Origin of the sequence: Vibrio sp. 10N.222.46.A1 (genome assembly GCF_041473595.1) — a bacterium.
Classification (GTDB): domain Bacteria; phylum Pseudomonadota; class Gammaproteobacteria; order Enterobacterales; family Vibrionaceae; genus Vibrio; species Vibrio tasmaniensis_A.
In genome coordinates this window covers 1-900 of sequence record NZ_JBFRSN010001081.1, presented here as the reverse complement: position 1 = coordinate 900, position 900 = coordinate 1, and the positions used below count along the sequence as shown (strand labels likewise).

The 900-nt window shown below is 43.8% G+C and carries 2 protein-coding genes; both read right to left on the bottom strand.

The genetic code is table 11. From position 1 onward, the window contains the following. A partial coding sequence (locus AB4496_RS23960) for a class I tRNA ligase family protein (RefSeq protein ID WP_372132265.1) occupies nt 1–602 on the bottom strand: 602 nt, incomplete at its 3' end. A gap of 63 nt (nt 603–665) precedes the next feature. Beyond that, nucleotides 666–900: riboflavin kinase (locus AB4496_RS23955; RefSeq protein WP_372132262.1), on the bottom strand; the 235-nt coding region annotated here is incomplete at its 5' end.

Genomic DNA, 900 nt, shown 5'->3' with positions numbered 1-900 from the left:
TCAACTTCAGCTTCAGCCAGAGCAGAACCACAGTCAGTACACCAGTGAACAGGTTTGAAACCTTTTAGTAGGTGACCTTTGTCTGCGATTTTACCTAGAGAACGAATGATGTTCGCTTCAGTGCCAAAATCCATAGTGCGGTATGGTTTATCCCACTCGCCCATGATACCAAGACGTTTGAAGCTCTCTTTCTGACCTTCAACTTGGCCCGCAGCGTACTTACGACACTCTTCGCGGAATTCAGCCGCTGAAATCTTCTGACCAGGCTTACCTTTCTTCTTCTCAACCATCAACTCGATTGGAAGACCGTGACAGTCCCAACCAGGGATGTACGGTGCATCAAAACCAGAAAGGGTCTTAGATTTGATAATAATGTCTTTAAGAATCTTGTTCAGCGCGTGGCCAATGTGAATGTCGCCGTTCGCGTATGGAGGGCCATCATGCAGTACGAAAGATTTTTTACCTTTCTTTGCCTTACGGATCTCACCGTAAAGGTCTTCTTTGTACCAACGCTTCAGCATTTCTGGTTCACGATTTGCCAGATTGCCACGCATTGGGAACCCTGTTTCTGGTAAGTTCAGGGTATCTTTATAATCACTCATCGATTCTTAATTCCGTTATATTGGGCGAAGTTAGACATTATGTTAATCGGTGGAATTATCCGACTAATTCTTTAGCTGAAGCAGCCACACCCTTGCGGCTTCAGCATCCAATTCTATTTGATTCTTTAATGCGTCAAACGACTCAAACTTTATCTCGTCGCGCAGTTTGTGCAAAAGTCGCACTTCTAACTGTTTACCATATAAATTGGCTTTAAAGTCAAAAAAATGTACTTCTAATTGCTGCCTTACACCATTAACTGTTGGCCGTTGTCCAATATTAGCAACACCACCGACAGGA